This window comes from Bacillus sp. T2.9-1 (genome assembly GCF_950097965.1).
In the GTDB taxonomy this organism is placed as follows: Bacteria; Bacillota; Bacilli; order Bacillales; family Cytobacillaceae; genus Niallia; species Niallia hominis.
Map to the genome: position 1 here is coordinate 1 of NZ_CATNHG010000122.1, position 21,722 is coordinate 21,722.

14 protein-coding genes and 6 pseudogenes are annotated in these 21,722 nt (G+C 34.7%); 3 read left to right on the forward strand and 17 right to left on the reverse strand.

All coding sequences use genetic code 11. The annotated features are described in order from the left end of the window. Positions 1–372 precede the first annotated feature (372 nt). Entirely contained in the window at positions 373–552 is a 180-nt protein-coding gene (locus QQZ16_RS18555; RefSeq protein ID WP_235252218.1) for a hypothetical protein, read from the reverse strand. 239 nt (positions 553–791) lie between these two features. Here QQZ16_RS18555 and QQZ16_RS18560 point away from each other — a divergent pair. Further along, positions 792–1,432, forward strand: a pseudogene (locus QQZ16_RS18560) (LysE family transporter). Positions 1,433–1,640: 208 nt separating this feature from the next. Here the strand turns inward: QQZ16_RS18560 and QQZ16_RS18565 are convergent. From QQZ16_RS18565 to QQZ16_RS18605, 10 genes and pseudogenes are all read right to left on the reverse strand, one after another. Continuing rightward, complete coding sequence (locus tag QQZ16_RS18565; protein WP_235252219.1) at positions 1,641–3,089, reverse strand: alpha-amylase; 1,449 nt, start codon at positions 3,087–3,089, stop codon at positions 1,641–1,643. A 354-nt stretch (positions 3,090–3,443) separates the two neighbouring features. Continuing rightward, positions 3,444–4,391: a methyl-accepting chemotaxis protein gene (locus tag QQZ16_RS23315; protein WP_446715461.1), complete on the reverse strand. Its 948-nt coding sequence runs from the start codon at positions 4,389–4,391 to the stop codon at positions 3,444–3,446. After that, positions 4,383–5,426 (reverse strand): annotated as a pseudogene (locus QQZ16_RS23320) (cache domain-containing protein); the annotation flags it as partial. The gene QQZ16_RS23315 and the pseudogene QQZ16_RS23320, both read right to left, overlap by 9 nt. Positions 5,427–5,598: 172 nt before the next feature. Continuing rightward, the gene (locus QQZ16_RS18575) at positions 5,599–6,765 is read right to left on the reverse strand and encodes a M20 family metallopeptidase (protein ID WP_235252221.1); all 1,167 of its coding nucleotides are present in this window, start codon (positions 6,763–6,765) and stop codon (positions 5,599–5,601) included. Positions 6,766–7,054: 289 nt separating this feature from the next. Then, entirely contained in the window at positions 7,055–7,861 is an 807-nt protein-coding gene (speD, locus tag QQZ16_RS18580; protein WP_101731152.1) for an adenosylmethionine decarboxylase, read from the reverse strand. Between the two features lie 121 nt (positions 7,862–7,982). Beyond that, positions 7,983–8,912 carry a glutaminase A gene (gene glsA / locus QQZ16_RS18585; RefSeq protein ID WP_235252222.1) on the reverse strand — a complete coding sequence of 310 codons (930 nt, stop codon included), beginning with the start codon at positions 8,910–8,912 and terminating at the stop codon, positions 7,983–7,985. A 137-nt stretch (positions 8,913–9,049) separates the two neighbouring features. Beyond that, entirely contained in the window at positions 9,050–9,649 is a 600-nt protein-coding gene (locus QQZ16_RS18590) for an EAL domain-containing protein (protein WP_235252223.1), read from the reverse strand. Positions 9,650–9,778: 129 nt separating this feature from the next. Then, positions 9,779–11,575 (reverse strand): carbon starvation CstA family protein, encoded by a 1,797-nt coding sequence (cstA, locus tag QQZ16_RS18595; protein WP_235252224.1) that lies wholly within the window; start codon positions 11,573–11,575, stop codon positions 9,779–9,781. Between the two features lie 163 nt (positions 11,576–11,738). Further along, the gene (locus tag QQZ16_RS18600) at positions 11,739–12,479 is read right to left on the reverse strand and encodes a LytR/AlgR family response regulator transcription factor (protein ID WP_235252225.1); all 741 of its coding nucleotides are present in this window, start codon (positions 12,477–12,479) and stop codon (positions 11,739–11,741) included. Next, a complete protein-coding gene (locus QQZ16_RS18605; protein WP_235252226.1) occupies positions 12,472–14,232 on the reverse strand; it encodes a sensor histidine kinase in 1,761 nt (586 codons plus the stop codon). Before QQZ16_RS18605 ends, QQZ16_RS18600 begins: the two co-directional genes overlap by 8 nt. Before the next feature lie 159 nt (positions 14,233–14,391). Between QQZ16_RS18605 and QQZ16_RS18610 the strand changes: the two are divergent. Together QQZ16_RS18610 and QQZ16_RS18615 are read left to right on the forward strand one after the other, a co-directional pair. Continuing rightward, positions 14,392–15,019, forward strand: a pseudogene (locus QQZ16_RS18610) (ribonuclease H1 domain-containing protein). A 270-nt stretch (positions 15,020–15,289) separates the two neighbouring features. Next, positions 15,290–16,234: pseudogene (locus QQZ16_RS18615) on the forward strand (nucleoside hydrolase). A 161-nt stretch (positions 16,235–16,395) separates the two neighbouring features. Here QQZ16_RS18615 and dacB read toward each other — a convergent pair. The 6 genes and pseudogenes from dacB to QQZ16_RS18640 form a co-directional block, all read right to left on the reverse strand. Further along, positions 16,396–17,885, reverse strand: a pseudogene (gene dacB, locus QQZ16_RS18620) (D-alanyl-D-alanine carboxypeptidase/D-alanyl-D-alanine endopeptidase). Positions 17,886–18,161: 276 nt separating this feature from the next. After that, positions 18,162–18,354, reverse strand: a 193-nt coding sequence (locus QQZ16_RS18625; RefSeq protein WP_284561642.1) for a YetF domain-containing protein, incomplete at its 5' end; no start/stop codon positions are given. A gap of 1 nt (position 18,355) precedes the next feature. Continuing rightward, a pseudogene (locus QQZ16_RS23195) lies at positions 18,356–18,794 on the reverse strand (DUF421 domain-containing protein); the annotation flags it as partial. 8 nt (positions 18,795–18,802) lie between these two features. Further along, positions 18,803–19,117, reverse strand: coding sequence for a CBO0543 family protein (locus QQZ16_RS23325; protein WP_283950795.1), 315 nt, complete (start codon positions 19,115–19,117; stop codon positions 18,803–18,805). Between the two features lie 445 nt (positions 19,118–19,562). Continuing rightward, complete coding sequence (locus tag QQZ16_RS18635; protein WP_284561643.1) at positions 19,563–20,693, reverse strand: Ger(x)C family spore germination protein; 1,131 nt, start codon at positions 20,691–20,693, stop codon at positions 19,563–19,565. A 4-nt stretch (positions 20,694–20,697) separates the two neighbouring features. Beyond that, positions 20,698–21,627, reverse strand: coding sequence for a GerAB/ArcD/ProY family transporter (locus QQZ16_RS18640; protein ID WP_268817982.1), 930 nt, complete (start codon positions 21,625–21,627; stop codon positions 20,698–20,700). Positions 21,628–21,722: the final 95 nt, after the last annotated feature.

Consider the following 21,722-nt stretch of genomic DNA (forward strand, 5'->3'; position numbering starts at 1 on the left):
TTCTAACGTTTGAACAAGGATTTCTTGAAACGTCATTTGGAGTGTTCGAAATAAAGTCTTTTCCAATTCTTTTAATGATGGCATTTTTGTGTTACATTGATTCATGAGAGCCTCTCCTTTTCGTAGTGTTCTAGTCAAACTCTACTTTACAAAAGGAAGCTCTCTTTTTTAATACTTAATTTTTTCCAGCTACCGCGCTCTCGCTTGGTGGCCTTTTTGTCTAGTTGGAGGACGCGTCCCCCAACTAGACAAAAAGGATATTTATTCTCCCACAAACATTTTACTCATACAACCGAGATAACAACTATTCAGACATCAAGTTGAGAAGGGCAGAAAAAAATACGAGTAGCTAACCTACTCGTATTTTTTTGATCATTCCCCTTTGTATTCACCGGTATTTTTCAAAGCTTTTTCTTTTTTGACTTTGTCTTTATGAATTTTATTTGTTGCTGCGCTACCCATTTCATGAGCAAATTCTTCATTTAGCACAGCAGAATTAAATCCTTTTTTATTCTTTTGTTGTGGGTCTGATTTTTTATTTTTCTTTGCCATTTTGAACCCTCCTTTTATCCTCTTTATTATGGAGAAGGAAGAGTTAAAATATGCATTTATTTCCCTACTATTACTTGGTACGTTTGTTTTGATAATATCTTGATCTATCTGTCTCCTTTTTCTTTAGTAAAGCATCTTCTTCCAATAGAGGTAAGAAAGTCTTATAACTATTTGAATTAATCCACATATCATTTATCCCTTCTACATAGCATGTACAAGAAAGGATGTGGGGGAGGTGGATGTTCAGTATAACAATACTGCTTATTTATATATTGTTAGCATTTACATTATCTGCGCCGATTGGTCCAGTAAATTCTGCGAGAATTGATAAAGGAATTAAAAATGGTTTTTGGCATGCTTGGATTGTTGGCTTTGGGTCTATGCCTGCTGATGGGCTATTTATGGGAATGGTTTATATGAGAATGGTTCATTTCCTTGAAATAGATATCGTTCAAATATTCCTATGGCTTTTTGGTGGATTTGTTTTAATTTATACTGGAATGGAGAGTGTAATTGGTGCTCAAAACCTCAAGCTTGATTCGCTTAGGGGAAAAGATTCTTTATTTAAATGCTTTTTAACCGGGTTCGTAATGTTTATAACTAGCCCGCTATCTATTTTATTTTGGCTAGGAATATATGGATCTGTTCTAGCTAAAACTGCTCAAGAAAATGGGACTAGTTCCTTGTTGATTTATAGTAGCATGATTTTTCTTGGGCTTACTTTATGGGATTTAATTGTAGCAGCCTTAACAAATGGTTTCAGGGGCTTATTACACTCGCAACATTGAGAGGAATTTCGATTATTTCTGGTGTTTCGTTAGTTTTATTTGGCTTGTATTTTGGCTATCAGGGAATTATGAAATTATTCTTTTCTTCTTAATAAAGGGTTGTTTTCGTAAAGTTTGTTGCTATACTTGCAGCCGAAATACGCTTCGCTTTCTGTGGGACTCGCGCTAATTCCCGTGGAGTCTATGTGTATTCCGGCTGCTCTATTTTTCCACCTTATTCATTTTTTTGATTAAAAAACAACCTAGTAAAAAAGGGGTCTTAGTTATATTACCTATTGCAGACTAAGTCCCCCCTTGATTCTAATCAGCTAATCCCCAAACAGACACACTCTTAGCATTTACAGGAAAGTCACCATAACCATCTTCACCAATTTTTACGCGCTCTTTTCGTGTATTCGTAAAATCAATCCACTCTTCCCCACTTCGAGCTTCACCAACAAACATTTTTTTACTACTTTCATCTTTATTGGAAATGACGACTGCACAACCGGATCTTTCTATTTTTGTTTCACCATGGCGAACCCATCCAATTACATGAGCATTATCAAAATAATCGTCTTGTGGGCCGTAGGCTTTTTTCTTGCGTACATATAATAAGGGATCTATTGCAGCTTTTTTTCCTTCAATTGAATGCTCTCCGCTAATTCCAAAATAATCTCCATAGAAAATTGTCGGATAGCCATCTTTTCGAAGTAAAATAAGACTATAGGCTATTTGCTTAAACCAATCACCTACCCAAGATTCTAACGCTTCGCCTGGCTGTGTATCATGATTTTCAACAAATGTAACACAGTTAAGCGGATTTTCCTTTACTAATGTACCATCAAAAATGGTAGAAAGATCGTAGTCGCTTCCTACAATAGAAGCAGTATGCAATTTATAATGTAGTGGAACATCAAACAAATCAATTTTATAATCCATTTGTTCCAAAAATTCCTGGCATTCATTGAGGTCTGCTTTCCAAAATTCTCCTACAAAATAAAAATCTTCTTTTTCTTTTAGTAAGGAAGTGGCGAATTTTTTAATGAATTCGTGGTTAATATGTTTGATTGCATCTAATCGATAACCATCACATTTCACTGTTTCATAAAGCCATTTTCCCCATGTAATCATCTCATTTTGTACAAGTTCATTATTATAATCAATATTGGCAAACATTAAATAATCGTAATTTCCAAATTCATCATCTACATTTGTATTCCACATCTTATTGTCACCGATAATTCTAAAGACCCCTGCTTTTTTTTCTTTGTTATCATAATCTGTACCGTTAAAATATTGAAAATTCCACTTGAATGGTGAATACGTTTCTCCTCTTCCAGGGAAAGTAAATTTCGTCCATGCTTCTATATCATGCGGCTCAGAAATTTCTTCTTCTCTGTTTTCAGGATTTACTTCAATCGCTTTAAATGTTTCTTTTTCATCTGCAGCAGCCTTATGATTCATAACTACGTCGACATATACTTGTATTCCAACATTATGACATGCTTTTATTGCTTCTAATAATTCCTTTTTTGTTCCATACTTTGTCCGAACGGCTCCCTTTTGATCGAACTCTCCTAAATCATAAACATCATAAACACCATAACCATTGTCGTCTTTGGAAGCCCCTTTCGTAACAGGTGGAATCCAAACGGAATCAATTCCCACTTCTTTCAATTCTCCTGCTTGTTCTTTCAAACGATTCCAATGTTGTCCATCTGCATCTAAATGCCATTCAAAATATTGCATCAATGTTTTGTTCTCCATTTATCTTGTCTCCTACTCCAAATAATTTGTAGCTTTTCTCACATAATGATGGATAAGCTTTGTATGAAGTAATACTACCCACTATTCTCTCTTTTCAAGCGTACTTAAGAAATTGTATAGGGCTATTAGGAGCAAATAATCGATTGTTGTTTTCATATAATTTTTAGTAAGTAAGCAGTCTAAATGAAAAAACATAAAGAAAACTAACCATCATTGTGATTCTCATCCTCATTGATGGTTAGTTTTACTTCTCTGACCTTTACATGCAGTAAGATATCCCCCTAGCTTCCTTGATTTTCCGCAGCTCTCAGTTGGAGTTGGCCCTTACTACCCGTTAATAGTGTAATGAATATTTTAATAATGAAATTGTGCGATTAATTTTTTTAAATGGTCAGCTGTCTCAGCAAGGCTGGTTGCTGAAGCGTGCACTTCTTCGAATGATGCTAACTGTTCCTCGGTAGATGCAGATATTTCTTCTGATAATTCAGCATTTTGCTTGCTAAATAAAATTAATGCTTCAAAGGTTTGGGCAAGTATCTTAATATGTTTATAAACCTCTTCAGAGGAAATAGTGACATCCTCGATAAAAGGTGCTGTTTCATTCATGCTAGTAGATATAGCGTTGAATTTCTTTTTGACAGAAGACATAATTGATAGTCCTCCATCGACTTGCTTATGTACAATATTCATCCTGTCGATCGTAGAGTGTGTATCAGATTGAATTCCTTTAACTAAATGTTCAATTTCCGTTGCGGAATGATGGGTAGTCTCTGCTAATTTTCTAATTTCCTCTGCTACGACAGAAAAACCTTTTCCACTTTCTCCTGCTCTTGCTGCTTCAATCGCAGCATTTAATGCTAATAAATTTGTCTGGTTAGCTATAGAGCTTATTAATTGAATAATTGCTTCCACTTCTTTGGAACGCTTATTTAGTTCATCTATTTGTTTATCTGATTTAACGACAGAATCAACAATTAACTGCATTTGTTCCTCTGCCTGATTAATAGCTAGTTCGCCTTCCTTTGCTTTCTCCACCGTCATGGAACCTAACTTAGATAAGTACAGGGAATTTTCTCTTATTAATCCCGTTCTTTCTGTAATGTCTTTTAATTTTGTTGTATTTGTTTCAATTTGTTGTTTTTGATAGTCTGCTTTTGATGCAATTTCCTGTGTGACAGACACTAGATCTTCTACCACTTTTGTTGAGGAAGAAGAACTTGCGGTAAGATTATCGCTTGATGCAGCAACTTGAGTGATACTTTTTTCCATATGTATGATTAGTTGCTTTAAATTCTCTTGCATTTGTTGAAAAGATTCTGTTAGATGACCAATTTCGTCTGTCCTTCTAACTTCCATTTGCTGTGTTAAATCGCCCTTCCCAACAAGACCCGCTTTTTCTCTTAGTAGATTCAACGGTTTAAGAATGGATTGGATGTTAAAATAAATAAGAATAGAACCGATGCAAAGAAATACAAAAATAGCCAAGAATGATGCTTTTAAAATTGGTGAGGAAGCATTAGAAACCTCATTTGAATACATGGATCCGGCAATCTTCCATCCAGTAAGATTATTGGTGAGATAAGTAAGTTTTTTCTCTTTGTTATCCAGGGTATATGTAAAAGTACCATTCTCTTTAAGTTTCATCTGTTGAATATAGTTTTCTGTGCCGATTTCACCGATTTTTTCTGTTGGATGTGCCATATAAGCATTATTTTTGTCTATAAGAAATACATATCCTTCTTTTCCTATTGTGATATTGTTCACAATTGTTTGTATAGAACTAAGTTTGATTTTTAAACCGACTACCTTGTCTCCATCCTCTGTACTACCAGCGATTGTAACGACCATTTCATTTGTACTCGCAGATATATATGGATCGGAAATATAAATTTCATCTGGCCTTTCCTCTGCTCTGATAAACCATTCACTAGCTGTTGGATCATAATTGTCTGCTACTTTTCCTTCTGGCTTCTGAACATATTTTCCTTTTTTCGTGGCATAAAATATGCTGTCAATATCATCATAAAAATATTGATAGTTTTCAAGGGTAGCATTAATAAAATCATCTGATACAGCGTTATTTATATCTCCCCAATCTTTTCGAAGCTTGTCCACTTGCTTCATCTTCGTTGATAGCTCTGTCGTAATATTCTCATCTAATTGTTTTATCTGTTGGTAAGCATTGTCCATTATTTCATGCTCTAGTTGATTTTTTGAATTGAAATAAGAAAAGATATCAATGAAAATAGTGGGAATAAACAGTAGAAGAAAAAAGCTAGTGTATAATCTCTTTTTAATCGTTATTCTGTTCTGAAATAGGTCGAATTTTTTTCTCATTTTCGATTAATAGCTCCTTTATGTATGAAAGTAGGACTTATTTATTATAATGGAAATTTTTCCACCTATAACGAAAAGAGGAAATTTGTCATAAATACGCCTTAATTAATAGAAAAAAGACCTTACTTTTCTCTAATGTTCAAAGTGAAAGTAAGGTCTTTTCCTAGTTAAATTATTTGTTTTTTTGAAATTCCTCTTTGATTGCTGCCAATAATTCTTTATCTGTAAGGATTTCTAGGCCTGTAAGTGCCATTGATTTTGCTCCTAGAATCATCGCATCTCTTCCTTGATCTGTCATCGCAGCTTCTCTGAATTCATGTGTATGGCAAGCATATGCTTCATTACAGATTTTCACGTATGGATGAATGGAAGGAACTACTTGGCTTACATTTCCCATATCAAGAGAACCTGATCCATCTCGTTGTTCGTGAATATCAGTTTCTTCTACTCCTAAAGAGATAAGCTGCTTTGTAAATACAGCAGATAAAGTCTGATTAGTAATCATGTCATCATAGGAGAATTCATAAAAACTAGATTTAACCGTAGCTCCTGTTTGCAGTGCAGCACCTTCTGCACATTGTTTGACTTTTTCTACTAATATATTTACATCTTCTCTTTTCCCAGCTCGCACATAAAACTGTGCTACGGCATAATCAGGCACAATATTTGCAGCTTTTCCGCCTTCTGTGATGACACCATGAATACGGGCATCAGGCTTTATATGCTGTCTTAAAGCATTGATACTATTAAATGTGTGTAATACAGCATCTAGGGCATTAATACCTAAGTGAGGGCTTGCAGCAGCATGTGCTGACTTTCCAAAAAATTCAAACTGGATAGCATCCATTGCAAGGGAATCACCACTCTTCAAATAATTATCTAGTGGGTGAACCATCATCGCTACATCTAATTCTTCGAAAATTCCTGCTTCCGCCATTGTTACTTTCCCGCCTTTTGTTTCTTCAGCAGGTGTTCCGTACACAATAACTTTTCCTCCTGTTTCTGAAAGAACTTTGCTAAGACCAATTCCAGCAGCTATCCCCATTGTTCCGATTAAATTATGTCCACATGCATGACCTAATTCAGGCAAGGCATCATACTCTGCCATAAAGCCAATCACAGGACCGATTTTACCACTATCAAAGGTTGCTTTAAAAGCAGTAGGTAAATCACAAATTCCTGTTTCTACAGCGAATTGATGTTCTTTCAATGTATCAGTTAATATTTTGCAAGCTTTAAATTCCTCATGACCTAATTCAGGATTTTCGCCAATATAAATACTTATATTTTTAAATATCAATTCATTTTCATTAATTGCATCTAAGATGATTTGTTTCATCATTTTCGCACCTTTCTATCTTTCTACATTACTAGTTTACCAATTTTCTATGAAAAAGCTACTAAAAAAATGTTTAAAAATAATTGTAAAAGTATATTTATGCATTATGGATTAGACATTTACTTTAAATTGATAGGAACTTATCCACAAAAAAACCGGTACATCCCTTATCGTAAAGATGCAGAGCGAATTTTTTATTTATTTTATACTACTCATTCTGTCCGTAAAGGTCTGATTGGTTCAACTAACCATCAGTTGGGGAGGAAGAAAACCCTCACTCATGGAAGTTTCACTTTATATTTTTTCCATAAAAAATCTCATTCATTTCCTCTGTAAGTTTTTCCGTTATAAAGATACGATCTGATGTAGATAGTTCATCTTCTTTATAGCCAAATAAATAATTATTTAAGTCAAATTGTTTCAACTTACATTTTGTATGAAAAATGTTTTCTTGATAAATATTTACATCAATCATATCAAATTGAGACTTCACATCGTCTGGAATATAGTTTTGAATGGAATTAATATCGTGATCGATAAAGAGTTTGTGCCCCTGTATATCCCGGGTAAATCCTCTTACTCGATAGTCCATAATCATAATGTCGGTATCAAAAGAATAGATTAAATAGTTTAATGCTTTTAAAGGCGAGATTTCACCACATGTAGAAACATCGATATCGGCACGAAAGGTACTGATTCCTTCATCTGGATGATATTCAGGATATGTATGTACCGTTATATGGCTTTTGTCGAGATGCATAACGACTGAGCCTGGAAGTGGTCCTGGTGATTCCTCAAAAACTTCCTTAGGTGCTTCTGTTACTGGTCCCTCTGAAACAAGTAGAGTGACGCTAGCTCCTTGTGGTTCATAGTCTTGTTTTGCGACATTTAATACATGCGCACCGATAATATCCGAAACATTTTTTAAAATTTTTGTTAGTCGATCTGCATTATATTGTTCGTCAATATATTGGAGATAAGCTTCCCGTTCACTTTTCGTTCGGGTATAACAGATATCGTACATATTAAAACTTAATGATTTCGTTAAATTGTTAAATCCGTGTAACTCTATACGCTGCTGAGGTGTTAAACTCATGTTTATCCCCCTTTTCCTAACATGTGAGTATTGTTATGTTACCCGAACAGGGAGTGGATTAACCAAAAAAATCACTATTCTCTCTTTCGTTAAAACGAGAGGTTAGTGATCATTTGGATTTTTAGAACATACTTAAATCATATTTTTTTGCGAGGATTTCTAATAACTTTAATCCTGCCACACTGTTACCTTTATCGTCCAAAGCAGGACCTGAAATTCCGATGCCGAAACGAGCTGGAACTGCTCCTAATATTCCGCCAGAAACACCACTTTTTGCTGGAATTCCGACTCGGACGGCAAATTCACCAGATGCATTGTACATTCCGCATGTTACCATAAATGTTTTGCAGATACGCGCAATAGAGGATGGCATTAATTGTTTGTTTGTTATTGGTTCTTTGCCATCTAAAGCGAAAACTATGCCAATTCGCGCTAAATCTAAACAGTTCACTTCAATAGAGCATTGCTTTGTATATAAGTCTAATAATTCCTCTACATCTTCATTTATAATGCTGTGTTGTTTCATAAAAAAACACAGTGCTCTATTTAAATGAGAGGTTTCAAATTCGGATTTAGCCACCTCTTTTGAATAACTTATTTCTTGATTTCCCGACAGAAGTTTGACGAAATCAATGATTTTCTGAAATCGTTCTTCTACTGAACTACCTTTAATCATATGGGTAACAGCAAGTGCCCCAGCATTGATCATTGGGTTAAGCGGTTTTGATGGATTACTCATTTCTAGCTTAACAATTGAGTTAAAGGGATCCCCCGTTGGCTCATAGCCAACTTTGCTGAAAACGAATTCTTCCCCTGATTCTATGAGTGCTAGTGCTAATGTGATGACTTTTGAGATACTTTGTAAGGTGATTTTCTTATGAATGCAGCCTGCTGAATAGCAAGTACCGTCAGAATGATAAATTGCTACAGATAAATCAGCTGGATTGGCTTTACTAAGTGCGGGGATATAATCGGCAACCTTCCCTTTACTTGCATATTGTTTTGCTTCTAACAGAATGTTTTCTAATTCTTCATTTGATTGACAAGGCATTTTTTCACCAACTTTACTACAGATTTTTGCATACATTATACCAATATGAGTTTAGTATACCCTTAGAAATGTAAAAAGAAAATGGTTACTATCTAAAGATATCATCTTTCCAATTCAGTTGGTGTTAATGCTTTGCTTTAGAAATACCCTTGGACTATATCGCATTGATTATCCTTAAGAAAATCGATTTGATCCTTTGTTTCTACACCCTCAGCGATTACAATGAAATTCATATTATGTCCCATATCAATAATAACCTTTGCTAAAGAACCTTTATGTCTTGGATGGCTGATATCATCAATAAAAGTTTTATCAATTTTAATCGTATCAATAGGCAGTGATCTTAAATAACTTAAAGAGGAATACCCCTTTCCAAAATCATCAATTGATATTTGAAATCCTATTCTTTTTATATTATCTAATTCTCCTTTTGCTAATTCGATATTTTGCATGATGCTTTCCGTAATCTCTAATTCAATTTTTGCTGTATTTACTTGTAATCTTAGTACTTCTTGCTGAAGAAAAGGAAGGAAATCAATATACTGAAATTGACGAGCTGAAATATTTATAGCCATTTTTACATCTTTCTTTCCGTTTGAGTCCCATTGCTTTTTTTGTGTAAATGCTTGTGTTATTACCCATTCGCCAATTGATAATATTAAATTTGATTCTTCGGAGATTGGAATAAATTCATCTGGAGACAAATAACCATATACTCCCATTGATGGAAGTTTCACTTTATTAGTTATCTTGTTCTTTTATTTGAGAATTTACTTTTATTAGAATAGGATGGATGTGTTTGAGGAAAGCGAAAAAAGGTAAACAGCAGGAATGACGCAAGCCTTCCTGCTGTTTACCCTATAGCTCTAAGAAAGATTTGTTGTTTCTACTTGAATTCGAGGAGTATTCCATGTATCAAACCATTTTTTTGTAGCGGCAATAATGATAATAATCCCTAATATTAGCATGATGATGGAAAGCACAGCATTTAGCACATTATAAGCTGCTGCTTCTGGATTCAAATAAACGTTCTTCACCATCCAAACACCGGCGTAATTTACGGTTACGAATAAATAGGCCATTGGGATTAAACAGGTAAGCATATATCTTCGCTTATCAGCCATTTTTAGTATAACGGTTGCGCCAATAATAAGGCCGATTGTTGCCATTAGCTGATTGGATACACCAAATAGTGCCCAGACAGAGCTAATATCACCAGAGAATAAGAGGTATCCCCACATAATACATGCCAATGCGCTTGCAAAAATGGAACCAGGTAACCAATCTACTCTCTTAAGCGGTTTGTAAAATTCGCCGAGAAAGTCTTGAATTAAATAGCGTGCAGTTCTCGTTCCAGCATCAATTGCCGTTAGAATAAATACCGCTTCAAACATAATTACAAACTGGAAGAAATAAGAAGCAAGATGAGAGAACCAAGAGATTTCTGTGAATATATAGGACATTCCAACGGCTAATGTAACCGCACCACCAGTTCTGCCTTCTAAATCAATGCCGATTTCACGACTTAATTCTGGCAAGTTTGAAACACTCATCCCAAGTGTTTGAAAAACCTCTGGTGAGGAGTTTATCGCGAAATAATCACCAGGATGTAGAGCTGTAGCAGCAATAAGCGCCATAATACCTACCAAACATTCTACAAGCATCGCACCAAAGCCCACGACTTTAATATCGCTCCACTTATCAAGCATTTTCGGTGTTGTACCTGAGCCAACAAACGCATGGAATCCGGAAATAGCGCCACATGCAATCGTTATGGAAATGAAAGGCCATACTGGCCCTGCAATAACTGGTCCACCGCCATTTACAAATTCCGTAAATGCAGGAAATTCAATAGCTGGGTTGATGATAAACACACCGATAATAAGAGCAAAAAACACGCCGATTTTCATAAAGCTACTTAAATAATCCCGAGGAGCCAATAGTAGCCAAACAGGAAGTGCAGCTGCAAAAAATGCATAAATAGGAAGAATAATAGCAAGTGTTTTTGTATCAAGTGTTAGCCAATCCCCAAGTACTGTACCTTGAATCATCGGTCCGACAAATACACCGATCATTAATAAGATAAAGCCAATAGTCGTACATAGTTTCAAGTTTCCCGTCTTTTTATAAAATATCCCCACTCCCATAGCAATCGGAATGGTGATTCCTACCGAGAACGTGCCCCAAGGATTTCTCTCTAAAGCATGCAGCACTACCATGGATAAACCGGCCATTGTAATTGTAATGATAAATAGCATCGCAAGACCTGTACAGAAACCCGCGACTGGGCCAAGTTCTTCTTTTGCTACTTCAGATAAAGATTTCCCTTTTTTTCGCATACTAGCAAATAATACGACAGCATCATGAACAGCTCCCCCGATAACAGCACCAATCAAGAGCCAAATTAATCCAGGCAAATAGCCGAATTGTGCTGCAAGAATCGGTCCTACAAGTGGTCCAGCTGCAGCAATGGCTGCAAAATGATGTCCAAAGGTTACCCACTTATTTGTTGGTACGTAATCTTTGCCGTCATTTAATTCATGGGCAGGAGTTTTTTCCTTATCATTTAGTTTCAATACTTTTACCGCCATAAAGGTCCCGTATAAACGATAAGCAATCATTAAAATACATGCAGATGCTATTACGATTGTAACCGCATTCATTTTTATCTACCTCCTTTAATGGTTTTATTATAAAAAATGAAAAGGAGGAAAAAGCGTTTTCATGATAAAATGCAGAGAAATGATTTTGAAATGCAAAACTGACTGGATAAAATACAATGGTTTTATCCAGTCGGTTAAGTTATGTATTTCAAAAAGAATGAGGTTAAAATCCAAATAACAGCTTAATCTCTTTTGTATAGTTTCTACTTAATGGCACTTTCTCTCCATTATCCATACATAATAAATAGGTTGAGTTAAACCATGGTTCAATTTCGCTAATTTTTTCTTTATTAACCAAATAAGAACGATGTACTTTCATGATTGGGCTGTTTACTAATTTTTGTTCTAATTGCGTTAAAGTAAAGGTAATGACTAATTCCTCTTCTTCCGTAACAAGCAATGTTTTGCCATTTTGTGCACTAATATAGACAATCTTATTTAAATCAATGATCTTAATTCTGTCATTTGTCGTGACGGCTAACTTATTTTTTTGTATTGGAGTGGTGCTTTGGTTATTTTTTGATGTGTCATTCTTTTTCGTGCCTCTCCTATTTTGCAGTTTTACAATGGTTTGATTTATGCGTTCTTCTTCAAACGGCTTTAATAAATAGTCAACAGCATTCACATCAAAAGCTCGAAGTGCATACTCATCAAAAGCCGTAGCAAAGACTATTTCTGGTGCATTTCGTTTTTCTTTTATGCGCTCTGCTAAATTCATTCCGTTTTCTTCTCCAAGCTGGATATCTAAAAAAATAACATCTATTTCTTGATCATCTATTACTTGTAAAGCAGTATCTAAATCATCACATTCTGCCACTATTTCCATTTTATTGCTTCTTTTTAAAAGATACCTTAATTCATCTCTTGCTAATGGTTCGTCTTCCACTATTAATGCTTTAATCATCTACTCCCCTCCAGATCGTTGGTTCCTTATATGGTAATGTAATCATCACCTTTGTTCCTCTATTCCATTCACTTTCAATCGTAAATCTCCCTTTATCTCCATATATCTTTTTCACTCTTTCCTGGATATTCCAAAGTGCAGTACCAGTACCAGTGCTAGAGGTGATATTTTTTTGACCAATCATGTAAAGAGTATCTTCACTCATGCCTTTGCCATCATCTTCTGTTATTAACACCATCTTGTCGTTATCTTTATAAGCACATATCGTTATCGTTCCTACTGTACCTTTTAAAAAAGCATGCCGAATCGAATTTTCTACTAAAGGCTGTAAAGTAAAAGGCGGAATAAGAACTTTTTTTAATTCAGACTCCACGGATTCATTTAAAATAAATTTATCAGGAAATCTAGCTTCTTCTAATGCTAAAAAGGCATGGACATGTTCTAATTCCTGACTTAAAGGGATTAACATATTTTTGGAACCTTGGATGTTACTGCGGAAATAGGTACTTAATTTGTGAATCATCTGCCGAGCCTTTTCCCCATCTGTGCGGATAAGCGCCGAAATTGTGTTCATGCTGTTAAAGAGAAAATGAGGATGGACTTGTGCTTGCAGTGCTTTAATTTCTGCATCCTTCAACAACTTTTGTTGTAGCTCTGCCTCTGCTAATTCAAGCTGTAAGGAAAATAACTTACTCAATCCTTCAGCTAATGTATATTCTACTAATTGAATGTTTTTAGGATTGGCAAAATAAAGTTTTAATGTGCCGACAGTTTTATTATTTGCTTTTAAGGGTAATAGAATGGCTGCATGTAGTGGGCATGCTTGATTGCTACACTGTATTTCATCTTTATTTTTGGCGATTAATATATTTCCTTCTCTTAACACTCTTTCTGTTAGTTTCGTAGACGTTTTTTCTAAAGGAATATGGTGATCTCCACCAAGGCCTTCATGTGCCAAAACAATCGACTTATTTGTTATAGACACAGCATCAGCATTGGTTGCTTTTAACATAATTTTAGCAACCTGTTTGCTAGATTCCGGGTTTAGCCCTTGCCGAAAGTAAGCTAAGGTAGATTGTGCAATATTTAAGGCAATATTTGTTTGTGCTGCTTTCGTTTTTTCCTCTTCTAAGAGAATGTTTTGAATAATATAAATAAAAATTAGCATCCCAAAGCCATTAATGACAATCATAGGAAAGGCAATGATCTTAACTAGTTCGAGTGCAAGTTGGAATGGCGACGCAATCAAAAGGATAAATACCATTTGAATAATTTCCATCGCAATGCCGATAATCACTGCTTTGCTGGCAGAATCTTGTTTTATGGAGTATTTCTTACCGATTAAGCCGGTCAATAACCCTGCCATGATGGTAGACAAGCCACAGGCTAATGCAGTAAAACCGCCTAATGTTAAGCGATGAAGACCAGCTATTAATCCCACGCCTAAACCTACTAATGGCCCACCAACCAATCCACCGATAGCAACACCCATAATTCTTGTGTTGGCAATAGCACTTGAAACATCTAATTCATGCTGCCATGTATGCGTGCTAATGCTTCCTTTTAATATTTCTACTCCAGTATAGTTGCTAATAACTCCGAAGGCGCCAAAGATGAAAATTAAAGATAGTTTATCTTGCCATTGTGATTCATTATGGATAATGGAACGGAAAATCTTGATCCTCGACAATAAGAAGGCAAAGATAACTAAAATACCGACTCGTTCAATCATTAGTGGAAGTAGCTGTAGCAATATATTCCCCACCTTCCTATTTTACTCAACATCATTATAGTAAATTACAAGATTTATAGAAAGCCTTTTCAAGAGGTTTATAAGAAATTCTGTATATTTTTATTTCGACTCACTCGTATGATATGATTAACCAATAGGTGTGAAAGGTTGGATGATTATATGGCAGGAAAAAAATATTACGTAGTATGGAATGGCAGAAAAGCAGGGATTTTTTCTACTTGGGCGGAATGCGAAAGACAGACAAAAGGATTTAAAGGAGCATCATTTAAATCCTTTCCAACATTAGAGGAAGCAGAAAAAGCTTTTAATGAAGGTGGAAATGTAACAAAAACTGCTTCAAAAAGTACTACTTCTAAAAAGCAGGCTAGCACTTCTTTTGAGGCTATTGAGGAAAATAGTATATCAGTAGATGCGGCGTGTAGTGGAAATCCTGGCTTGATGGAATATCGAGGAGTAAATACGAAAAACAGGAGAAGTTCTCTTTCACTATGGTCCTGTATTCGGTACCAATAATATTGGAGAATTTTTAGGGATTGTCCATGCATTAAGTCTACTAAAAAAACAAGGTAAGAACACAACTATATACAGCGACAGTATGACAGCATTATCTTGGGTTCGTAATAAAAAAGCAAATACTACATTAGTAAGAGATAAACGAACAGAGGAATTATGGCAATTAATGGAGCGCGCAGAAAAATGGCTAAAAGAAAACAGTTATTCAAATAAGATTTTAAAATGGGATACCAATAAGTATGGGGAAATTAAGGCTGACTTTGGTCGCAAATAATGAACTTTTTGTCCGATATGATGGCGTAAAATAAGCTTCTCATGAAAAAATACGAAGAAAGAACTTGGAAACTCCAAGTTCTTTCTTCGTAATTGAAATCTTGAACTTAAATACTTTTTTAAAAGTGATAGATGTTTATAAGCTTTTTTACTAATTATTCACATTGATCTGATAGTATTATAGAATAGGTTATAGAAAGTAGCTACCATTATAGGGTTACTTCCCGTCCAAGCGGGGAATAAATGATTGTTTACATAGGAGTGAATGTCTTTGGCAAAGAAAGTTTATTTTAATCATGACGCTGGTATTGATGATCTAGTTTCTCTATTTCTTCTTCTACAAATGGATGAAGTGGAGTTAATTGGTGTTTCCGTTATCCCGGCAGATGGCTATTTAGAGCCTGGTATCAGTGCTAGTAGAAAGATTATTGATCGATTTGGAAATGGAGCAATTGAAGTTGCTAGATCCAATTCTCGTGGAGTTAATCCTTTTCCGAAAGACTGGAGAATGCATACTTTTTATGTTGATGCCCTTCCGATTTTAAATGAAAGTGGTGTTGTAAATGCACCTGAAAGCGAACTTTCTGCACATGAGCATTTAATCAAAGTAGTAAGGGAAAATCCTGACAAAACGACACTTCTGTTTACTGGACCGCTAACTGATTTAGCAAGAGCTATTGAGATTGCTCCAGACATTCAAGCGAAAATTGACAAATTAGTATGGATGGGTGGAACATTTTTAGAGGTAGGAAATGTACAAGAACCTGAGCATGACGGTACTGCTGAATGGAATGCTTTCTGGGATCCTTGGGCAGTAGCAACCGTATGGGCTAGCGATCTAAAAATTGAAATGGTTGCTTTAGAAAGTACAAATCAAGTACCATTAACCATCTCTGTTCGTAACCAGTGGGCGTCATTAAGAAGATTTACAGGTGTAGATTTTGTTGGTCAATGTTATGCAGCCTGTCCACCTCTTGTCCATGTTGAAACGAATTCAACCTATTACCTATGGGATGTGTTAACTACAGCAACAATTGGCAAAAAAGAACTTGTTAAAATGAAAGAAGTAAAATCAATCGCATTAACAGAAGCTCCATCCCAAGGGAGAACATTAATAAGCGAAGACGGTTGACCTGTTTCTGTTGTGTATGATGTAAATAGGGATGACTTTTTTGAATATATTACAGATTTGGCGAAGACTGCTAAAAAGGACTAATTAATAACCTATTTTTATGAAGTTTGTTTCTATTACTCGTAAGCTGAATAATTAATTTTCCCCTTAAGAAAACAACAAATCTATAGAAAATAGCCATTAAAAAAGACCATTTCCTCGTCCTATTTTTTTGAAAGTAAGAACAGTGAAACGGTCTTTTTACTTTAATATTCTGCTAATGTTTCAATTATCTGATCTTCAATGTCTTTTCCTTTTTCTTCATCGACTAGGTGATTTAATAAAATAGAAAATATATATTTTTTCCCACCTTTACTCTCCATATAGCCAGACAATGAACTTACAGCGGTAAGCGTTCCAGTTTTAGCTAATACTTTCCCTTTTGTGTTATCAGAATTCAATCTATGTCGAAGCGTTCCGCCAACCATCCGATCTTCATTACCTGAAATTGGTAATGACTGACTGAAAGTTGGAAACCATGGCTCTGCCTGTACTTCATATAAAAGCATGCTTACATCATCGGCAGATATAAAATCTATTGGAGAAATACCTGATCCGTCACGAATAAGCATATTATTTGGGTCAAGGTGGAAAGCCACTAATTCTTCTTCTAGTACCTCGATTCCCCTTTTAAAACTACCTTCCCCTTTCTTAACCACTCCCATTTCTTTAATTAACGTCTCTGCAATTGTATTATTACTTAGTTTCATAAATGGAATAAGTAATTCAGAAAGTGGAATCGAAGAATGGGTTGTAATTATGGAGGCAATTTGTGGTGTCTTTCCTTTTTTGACAGTCCCTTTCCATTGAATTCCTTCTTTCTTTAATGCTTGTTGAAACACGTCTAACGTGTATCTTGTAGGGTTATTAACGGAAATCCACTCTTTTTTTAAGGAAGCGTTAATTGGTAGTCTTCCTGTAACAGTAACAACTTTACTGTTATGGTTCCTTTTTACTTTTAAGCTTGTTGCTGATTCTTTCGCACCGGTTTTGGCGTTATTTACAATGTTAATTTCATTTGTGTTAGGGAATGTATCTATTACGACTGGATCGCTTTCTTTTTTCCCAGGTTTTATTTCAAGTAATACAGTGCCAGCATCATATTCTTTATCTGGTGAAAGCGTTAATGCGGAGATTGGAGCGCCATAATAAGTGGTTTCATCGCTCCATGCTAAATCGATGGAATATGGCATGTCATCATACCACGAATCATCACCAATAATATCCCCATCAATATAACGAATTCCTTTCTTTTTTATATCCTTAGATAGCTTGTCTAGATCTGATGCTAGGAGACTTGTATCACCATTCCTTTTATGTATAAATTTCCTTTTAAATGGCCTTTATCCACCCTACCATCTCCATAAATTTCCGTGATAAATTGATAATCTTCCCCTAAGACTTTTAAAGCGGCTGCCGAAGTCAATAACTTCATGTTGGATGCAGGTGTTAAACGCAAATCACTCATATGTTCAAAAAGAATAGTTCCTGTTTCTTGATCCCGTATGCTAATTCCTACTAAACTTCGCTTTAATTCAGGTTCTGTATTTAAAAGTGATTCCAATGCGGTAGATAATGTTGCTTTTTTATGATTTTCTGCTGCCAATGCTATCGGAGATAAAGGAATAGGTGTGCTGCCAGACAGGAAAATGGATAATAGTATTACAAGAAATAGTCCCTTTTTCAATAAAAGCATTTTCTATTTTCTCACTCCTTATCATTTCATTGATCATTCATGGATAAGTTGGACTAAAAGAATAGTCTGTCCACTTTTTAATAATTTAATCCTATTAGGGGTAGCGTCAGGAAAATGCGGATTTACAACGTTAAGGAAATCAAAATATAAAAAGTCTAATTTCTCGGTGTTATAAGTGAAAAATTAGGCTTTAGTTACTTCATTAAAGCGCCTGATTGTTGAAGACTAAAGTTTATATTCACCAAGAAAATTGATGTGCTCTTATCCTAACAAATTTTATTTAGGACTTACATGTATGCCTTCACTCTCTCGCCAATCTGCGTAAAGTATACGCTTTACATTATCATATCCATTGGTAGTTAATTGGTTATCTAACCACTGTTGATCAAATCCGAGTTCATGTAAATTATCCCATAAAATTTCCCCATCTATAATTAACGATGTTGGGAGGTCTACTGGACTTTCTGGANCTTCCAATATACCGTATTTGACTTCGCGAACTGAAAAGACATTATTTTGACGGAGTATACTCAATACTTGATTTACATCCAATTTGTTCTTTGTAAGTAACTTTCTGTCCATAACACCATCTCGAATGATGATGTTAGGATTGCCTAATAAGAGAGAACGTGTCGATTTATTTTTTAGAGTCATAAACTCTATTCCCAACATAAGAAACGTCCACAATCCGATGGCATATAAAAAATGAAAAATCCCTACCTTATCTTCATAAATGGTATTTCCTAAAAAATCTCCAAGTACTAACACAAAAACTAAGTGAAACGGGGTTAACTGATAGATGGATGTTCTGCCTGTTATGATAATGATAAAAAATAAAGTGGCAAAACCAACGATGACTTTGATCGTCAGTAAACCAATATTGACTTCTTCCAAAGTTTTTTCCTCCAATTTAAATTTTACTTAGTTGTAAGATCTTGAGGTTTAGATAAAGAGGCTAGTTTTAGTATTAAAGCTCGAGTTACAATTCCAACCATGATGTAATATATGAATGAATATCTGTATCTCCACTCTAAATAATTAACAAGTTTGACCCACTCGCAAAAGGGTTCACCTATATAGGCATATGTTAGTGCCATAATGATCTGGGCTAAAATAAAAGATTTCCATCTTCTAAAATATTGATATAACAACATGTAAGCTACAGGTACCATTGAAAAATCAAAAGGAAAGGCCCTAGGAATAAAAGGTAGGAATGCAATGGGTAATCCCAAAAACTGTATTGTGCACCAACTACATCTAATAAGGTTGTTGTTATGATAATTATGGTACCAAATAACAAAATTTCTAAAATAATGTCTCGTTTAACAAGTTTAGCCCATATAACCCAAGGCACAACTAAAAAAAACGACTAGTATCCACCATTCCCAAGTTAAAAACTCATTTTTCAGCCAACCATTTAATTCTAAATGATACAGCTTATCTTCTAATAAACGTATTTCCTTAAGATTTTCAAATATATTATCTATTGATATCACCTCTATATTTAAATGAAAAGGTAACAGATATTTTTGAATTCAAACTCTTTGAGCTGCCTTTTTAGTATTACCGTTTTTTAGTAATGAATTTCCATCGTAAATAAGAAAAAAACCATGTTGGAGTTCATCAACACTTGGGTCGTGTTAAGTCGGTGTTAGCGCTTTTGTTCCTAAAAATATGTTAATCAACTGTTCCAGTTCGCTTAATTTCCACCTTTATATTTGGTTTTATCTTTAGTGCTGAATATTTTTGTCTTAAATCTCCCTCAGTTAAATGGGAATATTTTCTAACACTTCTTATTTTTCTTCCGATGCCAATGGGATCCGTATTTAAATTTTTAAATTCCTCAAGTATATATCCAAATTCTTTGTTTAGGGCTTCACCAATTAGTTGCTCCATTTTGTTTAGTGAATCTTTATTTTTCACAGAAATAGATGGTTGAAATTCTAATGTTGAAACGGAAATCATTGCATTTAAATGAACCAATTCTTCGTTCTTTATTTCAATGTTTCCTTTGTACTTTATTGGATGAAGTGTAATCTTATAAATATCACTTTTAGGAAGGTTGAGTTCGGCCATACCTCTTTTCTCTAGTTCTTCAGCAGCAATCTCTACAGTTATATCCCCTAAAAATGCCTTTTTATTTGTGAATAATTTTATGTAAAGGGTGTTTATCAACGAAATAGATCCAACAATTTTATCTTCTTTGAATAATGCAACACCATCTATAGAAGGTGCTACCCCATTTGCATTTTTTATCATGGGTAGGGTAGGATCGATACCAATTTCATATAGTGTGGTTATAAAATCATGTAAGTTGGAGTTGACTAACATTTCTTTCTTTTCGTGTTTATCCAATAGTTGATAGATATAGGATCCCATTTCGGGATATTCTTCATAGTTTTTATTTTTAATCGTCTCCTCAGCATTATCAGTAATGGCCAAAAAGATTAAATAACTGATACTGCTATCTCGTTGCATAGTATCCAGAAAAGAAGAAATTCCTACTGTTTCTGCCATATTTTTATTAAACAGTAAGGTCCTTAATTGACCAGACGTAATATCATGGCTTGTCTGTTCCTCTAGTTTTTGTCTGATTTGTTTATTAGTCGTTCCGTCGGCAGAAAGGGTTACACTTGTCTTTTCTTCTTTTCGGTCAAATTGTAACAAACTGATAGTGCCTTTGTATGTATTGTCATCAAGCAAGTCAAAACCAATAATCGTTGAAATTCCTTGCATTTCTATTATTTTTTCAGGGGCCATACATGCAGTACAAAGAAGAGAACACAGCAGAATAACAATTTTTTTCATTCTTTCAACTCCTTCTGGAACGAGTATTGATTTTTGATTTTATAATGGTTATTCCATACAAGAAAATCGGATAGATAAACCACAGAAAAAATCCAATTTTGCCAATTTGATCAAAAAAATAATTATTATCTACTCTTTTAGTAATTAAAAAACTGCAGATAAAAGGGATAATGGAGATGAGCCATATTCCATATTTCTGTTTTATATGAAAAATCTGTTTAATACCCATGGAAGAAATATACAGAGTGATACATAGGTTTGGAAAAATAACTAAAATCCATAATGGAACCGCAACAAATTCAAAGCGCTCAATAAATGGAAAATGGACCGTGCTAATCATGCTGACAACAGGCCATACATTCTTTTCTAATTCTTTCGCGCTAAAAAATAAAATAGAAACAACAGATGTTATTAAAACAAGAATGGTCGTAAACCAGACTGCTATTTGACTAAACAGCTGTAGTTTATTTTTCTCCTTTATAAATGGAAAAATAAAAAATAACGTCTCGAAACCTAACATTGTATAACTGCTCTTGAAAACTCCTTTCATAATTTCTGAAGGAGTTGTCGTCATAATAGGTAAAATCCTAGTTAGGTTTATGGTTTGAAGTGGTTGGTACATAACAAATAGCAGCCATATAGTCAATAAAAAGGATAAGAAGCAAACACCGGTCACTACTCTAAATCCGCCGGATACAGCATAAATGGTTAATATTAATAAAGCCAATACCCCGAACCATTCATAGACACCTTCATATCCCCATGTTAGTGACAACTCGACATAACTAATGGTAATCGAATAATGGACGGCAATAAAGTAAATGACAATAAGGAAGTTAAAAATACTACCAATCAAGCGTCCGAATATATGTTCATGAATTTCAAAAAGAGTACCACCTTCATTTTTTTTCTTACACGGAATAAATAACACCAACGGATAAAATAGGTTATAATAGACTTATTAATTATTTAAGTTGGTGTTTATTTATGCGTACTAAAAACAGGTTGAATCCAAGCGAGTCTATCTAT